At 75.8% G+C, this 6618-nt stretch carries 5 protein-coding genes; 3 read left to right on the top strand and 2 right to left on the bottom strand.

The features are described 5' to 3' along the window. A partial coding sequence (locus EEJ42_RS35830) for an ABC transporter permease (RefSeq protein WP_148082146.1) occupies nucleotides 1–1217 on the bottom strand: 1217 nt, incomplete at its 3' end. Nucleotides 1218–1389: 172 nt separating this feature from the next. Here EEJ42_RS35830 and EEJ42_RS35835 point away from each other — a divergent pair. The 3 genes from EEJ42_RS35835 to EEJ42_RS35845 all read left to right on the top strand — a co-directional run bounded on the left by EEJ42_RS35835 (nucleotide 1390) and on the right by EEJ42_RS35845 (nucleotide 6023). After that, nucleotides 1390–4560, top strand: coding sequence for an AfsR/SARP family transcriptional regulator (locus EEJ42_RS35835; RefSeq protein WP_123106381.1), 3171 nt, complete (start codon nucleotides 1390–1392; stop codon nucleotides 4558–4560). A gap of 80 nt (nucleotides 4561–4640) precedes the next feature. After that, on the top strand, nucleotides 4641–5360 hold the full coding sequence (locus tag EEJ42_RS35840) for a 3'-5' exonuclease (RefSeq protein ID WP_123106382.1): 720 nt from the start codon (nucleotides 4641–4643) through the stop codon (nucleotides 5358–5360). 81 nt (nucleotides 5361–5441) lie between these two features. Further along, on the top strand, nucleotides 5442–6023 hold the full coding sequence (locus EEJ42_RS35845) for a TIGR03086 family metal-binding protein (protein ID WP_123106383.1): 582 nt from the start codon (nucleotides 5442–5444) through the stop codon (nucleotides 6021–6023). Nucleotides 6024–6032: 9 nt separating this feature from the next. Here EEJ42_RS35845 and EEJ42_RS35850 read toward each other — a convergent pair. Continuing rightward, the coding region (locus tag EEJ42_RS35850) for a phosphotransferase (RefSeq protein ID WP_148082147.1) at nucleotides 6033–6618 on the bottom strand (586 nt) is incomplete at its 5' end.

The raw sequence follows: 6618 nt of genomic DNA on the forward strand, positions 1-6618 counted from the left end.
AGCGCCTCGGCCGGGCGCACCCGCGCGGCGCGGCGCGCGGCCGACCAGACGGCGAGCCGGGTGATGACGAGCCCGGCGACGGCGGCCCCGGCCAGCGGCCACGGCCCGACCTCGACCTTCAGCTCCTCCGGCGCGATCCCGAGCGAGACCAGCGCGTCGGCCAGCGGCCCGGCCAGCGCGGCGCCCGCCGGAATGGCGATCACCCCGCCGACGATGGCGACCAGCAGCGTCTCCCAGCCCAGCATGCGCTTGATCTGACGGGGCGTGGCGCCCACCACCCGCAGCAGCGCGATCTCCTGGTAGCGCTGGAGGATCGCGAAGGCGAAGCCACCGGCCATCACGAACAGGGCGACGAAGACGGCCAGCGAGCCCATGGACACCACGAACACCAGGGTGTCGATGAAGAGCACATCGCTGGAGGAGACCTCCGTCTCGCCGGTGTCGGTCAGCACCGTCACCGACGGGCCGGTGCCGAGCGCCGCGCGCACCCGGCTCGCCACCGCCTCCGGATCGGCGCCCGCGGCGGTGGTCAGCGCGATCGCGTGCACCCGGTCGCCGTCCGGGGCGAGCCGGGCGGCGGTGTCCGGCGCGAAGAACAGCGCAGACTGATCCTTCGTCAGCCCGCCGCGCGGCCCGGCGGCGATGCCGCTCAGCCGGTACGTATCGCGGCCCTCGGCCCCGGTCAGCACGGTGACGGGGCGGCCGACCCGCAAGTCCCCGCGGCGCGCCGTCGCCGCGTCCACCACCACCTCGTCGTCCCTCGCCGGGGCCCTGCCCGCGCGCAGCGCGTACGGGGTGACGCGCGCGCTCGCCCAGGAGTGGCCGAAGGACCGGGTGCCCTGCTCGGGAGTGACGGGGCTGCCGTCCGAGCCCACCGCCTGCGCGTAGAAGGCCAGGTCCGGGACGGCCGAGCGCACGCCCTCCACGCCGCGCACCGTCTCCACCAGCCGGGCCGGAACGGGCGGGCGCGGCACCAGCGGCGCCTCCACGTCGCCGAACCCGGGGCGGTGCTCCTTCCCGTCCAGGCCCACGTCGGCGTTGCCCGCGACCACCAGGGACGCCCCGTGGAAGCGGTTCGGCTCGCCGTGGCCGCGCAGCGCGGACTCCAGCAGGATCCCGGCGGAGGTGAGCAGCATCAGGGCCAGCGTCACCGCCGCGAGTGACCCCGCGAACAGGGAACGCCGGGCGCGAAGCGTACTGAAGGCGAGCCGCAGCACGGCGCTCCTCAATTCGAGATTTCGAGATTTCGAGATTCGTGTCGACCTTGGCAGGATCCTCCGCCGCCCTGTCCGAATTCTGTCCGCCGTCTGTCCGTTTGGGCCGTCCGTGTCGGCTGGTCCGGGCCGGTTCGCGGGACAGCCGTACCCGTCCCGTGGTCCGATATCACCCATGGAGTTCGAATTACTCGGCGACCTCATGGTTCGTAACGGCTCCGGCATGGCGCTCGTCGTCGCCGGAGCGCGGCCGCGCGCCCTGCTGGCCCTGTTGCTGCTGCACGCCCCCTCGGCGGTCAGCACCGGCCGGATCCTGGACGAACTGTGGACGGGGGCACGAGCCAAGGACCCGACGGCGGCCCTCCACACGGCGGTGGCCAAGCTCCGCCGCGCCCTCCAGCCGCACGCCCCCGGTTTGGTGGTCACGGGTCCCGCGGGCTACCGGCTGGACCTGACCGGGCACACGGTCGATGTGCGGCTGCTGGACGGGGAGTTGGCCCGCGCCCGCGCCACCGAGGACCCCGGCCGCCGGGCGGCTCTTCTGCGCGCCGCGCTCGACCGGTGGTCCGGGACCCCGCTCGCCGGGCTGCCCGCACTGCCGTTCGTCCAGGCGGAGCGGGACCGGCTGGAGGCGCTGCGGCTGACCGTCCTCGAAGAGCGCGCCGACGCCGAACTCGCCGCGCACGCCGCGGCGGGCGGGGTGACCGGGGGAGCGGCCGGTGGAGCGGATCCGGCCGATCTGGTCGAGGCGCTGCGGACCGCCGCCCGGGCCGACCCGGACCGGGAGCGGCTGCACGCCCTGCTCATCCGCACCCTCCAGGCGTGCGGACGGCAGGCCGAGGCGCTCGGCGTGTACCGGGCGGCGCGCGCCGATCTGCGCGAGCGGCTCGGCATCGAGCCGGGCCCCGAGATGCGCGCCGCCCAGCAGGCCGTCCTGCGCGGCTCCTCCGGGACGGGTACGGGCACGGGCACGGGTACGGGGGCCGCGACGGCGTCCGGAGGCGCGACCGGGACGGGACGTGCGCGGCGCGCTCCCGCGGCCGAGCCCACCGCCCACCCGGGGCTCCCGTCCGGCGCCGACTTCGTCGGGCGCGGCCCCGAACTCGCCGCGATCGCCGCCCAGCTGGCCGAGGCCCGGCTGGTCACCGTGACCGGCACCGCGGGCATCGGCAAGACCCGGCTGTCCCTGGCCGCGGCCGCCCGCGAACAGGAGGCCGGTGCCACCGTCTGGCGGGTGGACCTGGTGCCCTGCTCACCCGCCGACGTACCCGGCGCCGTCGCCGCGGCCCTGGGCATCGCGCCCGGCCCCGCCGAAACCCTCGCCGACCGGATGCGGCTCGCCATCGACCGCGCCCCCCGGTGCCTGCTGCTCCTCGACAACTGCGAACACCTCACCGAGGCCGCCGCGGACCTCACGGCGCGCCTGCTCGACGCCTGCCCCCGGCTGCGGGTGCTGGCCACCAGCCGGGAAGGGCTCGGCGTCGCCGGGGAATCCCGGCTCGCCCTGCGGCCGCTGACCGACCAGGACGCCATCCGGCTCTTCCTCGACCGGCTCGCCAGGGTCTCCCCGTCCGCCGCCCGCGCCGCCCACTGGGACGAGGTCCGCGACCTGTGCGAGGCCGTCGACCGGCTTCCGCTCGGCATCGAACTCGTCGCCCCCAAGGCCGCGTCCACCCCGCTGCCCGTCATCGTCCGCCAGCTCCGCACCCGCCGCGGGCTGCTGGAGGTGCCGCTGCGCTCGGCCGACTCCCGCCACGGCACCCTGCGCGCCGCCCTCGACTGGAGCTACCGCCTCATCACCGACGAGGAGCGGGAGGTGTGGCGGGCGGTGTCGGTGTTCGCCGCGCCCTTCACCGTCGACGCCGCGGAGGCGGTCGCCGGGCCCGGCGCGGGCGACACCCTCGCCCTGCTCGCCGAGAAGTCGCTGCTGGTCTACGACCCCGGGCCCGGCAGTCCCCGCTACCGCATGCTGGTCTCCTTGCGCCAGTACGCCCGGCAGGCGCTCGCCGAGCGCGGCGAGGAGACCGGCTGCTTACGCCGCCACGCCGACTGGGTCGCCGCTCTCGCCCACCGCACCGACGCCGCGCTGCGCACCGGCAGCGGCCCGGCCGCCTTCGCCGAGATGACCGCCGTGACCCCCGAAGTGGCCTGCTGCCTGGACTGGCTCCAGGACAGCGCCGACCCCGCCGACCGGCTGCTCGGCTCCCGCATCGCCACTCATCTCTCGCTCTACTGGATGGCCGCGGGTCAGCGCCAGGAGGGCCACCGGCGGTTGCTGCGGGCCCTGGAATCCACCCCGCCCACCGCCGACTGGTACGCCGAGACCCTGGCCTGGTGCGGCTGGCTGGGCGTCAACATCCGCCGCGCCGGGGACGACGACGAACTGCTGCGCCAGGCCCTGCCCGCCGCCGAGAAGCGCGGCGACCCCGCCGTGGTGACCCTGGTCGGAGCGCTCGCCCTCACCGCCCACGTCCGGCAGGAGCGGCTGGCCGAGGCGCGCGAGGTGGCACGGGCGACCGCCTCCGCCCTCGACGAGCACGGCCACCGCTGGGAGACCGGGGTGTGGCAGCTGTTCCACAGCGAACTCCTGGTCGCCGAGGACGAACGGCGCGCCGCCCTCACCTCCGCCATGACCGCCCGGGAACTGCTGACCACCCTCGACCCGCACTCCGCCGCCACCGCGCAGATCATGACCGGCATGGCGTACGAGCGGCTGGGCGAGCGCGCCCTGTCGGTGCGCGCCTTCCGCGCCGCCCACGACGAACTGCGGCTCATCGGCGCCGAACACGAGGCCGCCTACGTCAAGGCGGTGCTCGCCTGCGCGGCCGCCGGTGACGGCGACTGGGACGACGCCACCTCCTTCGCCGACGCCCTGGAGACCTACGCCCGCGAGAGCGCCGAGGGCTATCTGCTGGCCAAGGTGGAGACCGTACGGGCGCTGGCCGCCCGCGCCCGCGGCGACCTCGACCAGGCCGAGCGGTTGCATCTGCGCGCCTCCGAGCGCTACCAGAACGACAACCGCCCCGAATGCGCCGCCCACGACCTCACCATGCTCGGCGTGGTCGCGGCCGAGCGCGGCGAAGCGGTGCTCGCCCAGGTCCGCTGGGAGCACGCGCTGCGCACCGCCCGACTGTCCGGCCGCCGCTACGCCGAGGCGCTGCCGCTGCGCGGCCTGATCGCCCTGCGCGAGGCACAGGGCGAGGAGACGGCCGCCGCCGAGCTGCGCGAGCGGCTGGCGCGCACGGTCCAGGAGGCATCGCCGTCCCGCACCACCGAGTGCCCGTTCCACCTCGCGGTCTCCTCGATCGCGTGCGACGAGACCGCCCGCGCCCTGCCGGGCGGTTGACGGCCCCGGCGCCCGTTGTCAGTGGTGCGTGCGAAGGTGGCGACACCTGGGGGAAGCACAACAAAGGGAGGGCAACCGCCATGGGCTGGCACAGGGAGCTGCTGATCGGGTTCGATCTGGAGACGACGGGCACCGATCCGCGCACGGCACGGATCGTGACCGCCGCGGTGGTCGAGGTGCGGGGCGGGGAACCGATCGGACGGCACGAGTGGCTGGTCGCGCCGGAAGTGCCCATTCCGGACGATGCGGTGGCGGTGCACGGGATCACCAACGAGCGGGCGGCGGCCGGTCGGCCCATACGCGAGGTGGCCGACGAGATCGCGGACGTGCTGGTGGCGCACTGGCGCACGGGCGCGCCGGTGGTGGCGTACAACGCGGCGTTCGATCTGAGCCTGCTCGCCGCCGAGTTGGACCGCCACGGGCTGCGCTCGCTGAGCGAGCGGCTGGGCGGCGCGCCCACCGGCCCGGTGGTGGACCCGTACACGATAGACCGCGCCGTCGACCGCTACCGCAAGGGCAAGCGCACGCTGGAGGCGGTCTGCGGGGAGTACGGGGTCGCGCACGAGCGCGCCCACGAGGCCGGGGCGGACGCCCTCGCCGCGGTGCGCGTCGCCTGCGCGCTCGCCGAGCGGCACGGGCAGGTCGCCGGTCTCGAGCTGTGGGACCTGCACCACAAGCAGGTGGGGTGGTATGCCCACTGGGCCGCCGACTTCCAGTCCTGGCTGCGCCGCAAGGGCACCCCGGACGCGGTCGTGGACGGCAGCTGGCCGCTGCGCGAGGCGCGGGCGGCGGTCGGGTAGTCCCGGCGGCACCGATGAGTTCCCGCCGCCCGACCGGTCCGTACTGGTGAGGGGGAGCGGACCGGAGAAGGAGAGTGAGCGATGACCGACCAGACCTCCCGTATCGACCTCGGCCCCGCGGCCGACCGGGTGACGGCGCTGCTCAGCGGCGTCTCGGACGATCAGCTCGGGGCGCCCACGCCCTGCTCGGCCTACTCCGTGGGAGATCTGCTCGACCACTTCATGGGCCTGGCCCTCGGCATGCGCCGGGCCGCCGAGAAGCAGTCCGGCGAGAATCCCGGTCTCGGGCAGGCCGAGAGCCTGGACCCCGACTGGCGCCGGGAGCTGCCCCGGCGGCTGGAGGCGATGGCCGCCGCATGGCGGGACCCGGCAGCCTGGGAGGGCAGCACCCGGGCCGGTGGTGTCACCCTGCCCGCCGAGGCCATGGGCGTCGTCGCGCTGGACGAGCTGGTGATCCACGGCTGGGACCTCGCCCGCGCCACCGGGCAGCCCTATGACTGCGACCCGGACAGCGCCGAGGCGATCATCGGGTGGCTGTCGTCGTTCCCGGACGAGGAGCGGCCGAAGGAGATCTTCGGAGCCGTCGTCGCCGTGCCCGAGTGCGCGTCCGCGCTGGACCGCGCCGTGGCGCTCAGCGGCCGCGACCCCGCCTGGACGGCGTGAAACCGCGCTTCAGAAGGAGTACCAGCGCACCGCCGCGTCGCCCTCCCGCAGCGAGGCGACCCGACGGCGGAACTCGGCCAGCGCCGCCGGATTCCCCGGCGCGTGCTGGGCCACCCACGCACAGCCGGCCGTCTCCCGCGCGCCCCGCAGCACCGCGCACCCCGGCCACTCCCGAACGTCCCAGCCGTACGCCGCGGTGAACTCGTCGTACGCCGCCGCGCCGAGGCCGTAGCGGTCCCGGAACAGCGCCATCACCACGAGGTCGTGCTCGCGCAGATCGGTGGCGAACGTCTCCAGGTCGACCAGGACCGGACCGTCCGGCCCGATGTGCACGTTGCGCGGCAGCGCGTCGCCGTGGATCGGCCCGGGCGCCAGGTGCGGGGTCAGCTCCGCGACGGCTGCCGCGATGTCGTCCCGGCGGGCGCGCAGATACGCGGCGTCCGCCGGATCGATCGCCTCCCCGGCCAGCCGCAGCCAGCGCTCGACCCCGCCCAGGAGATCGCGGCGCGGCAGCGCGAGGTCCGGCGGTGCGTCCGGCAGGGCGTGCACCTGCCGCAGCAGCGCGGCGAGGTCGCGCGGCCCGGCGGGGCGCTCC

Source organism: Streptomyces botrytidirepellens (assembly GCF_003721215.1).
In the GTDB taxonomy this organism is placed as follows: Bacteria; Actinomycetota; Actinomycetes; order Streptomycetales; family Streptomycetaceae; genus Streptomyces; species Streptomyces himastatinicus.

What these genes read in the sequence shown, in the direction of transcription:
- EEJ42_RS35845 (WP_123106383.1), top strand. Translation starts at nt 5,442, where the DNA reads ATGACCGACCAGACCTCCCGTATCGACCTCGGCCCCGCGGCCGACCGG.
- EEJ42_RS35835 (WP_123106381.1), top strand. Translation starts at nt 1,390, where the DNA reads ATGGAGTTCGAATTACTCGGCGACCTCATGGTTCGTAACGGCTCCGGC.
- EEJ42_RS35840 (WP_123106382.1), top strand. Translation starts at nt 4,641, where the DNA reads ATGGGCTGGCACAGGGAGCTGCTGATCGGGTTCGATCTGGAGACGACG.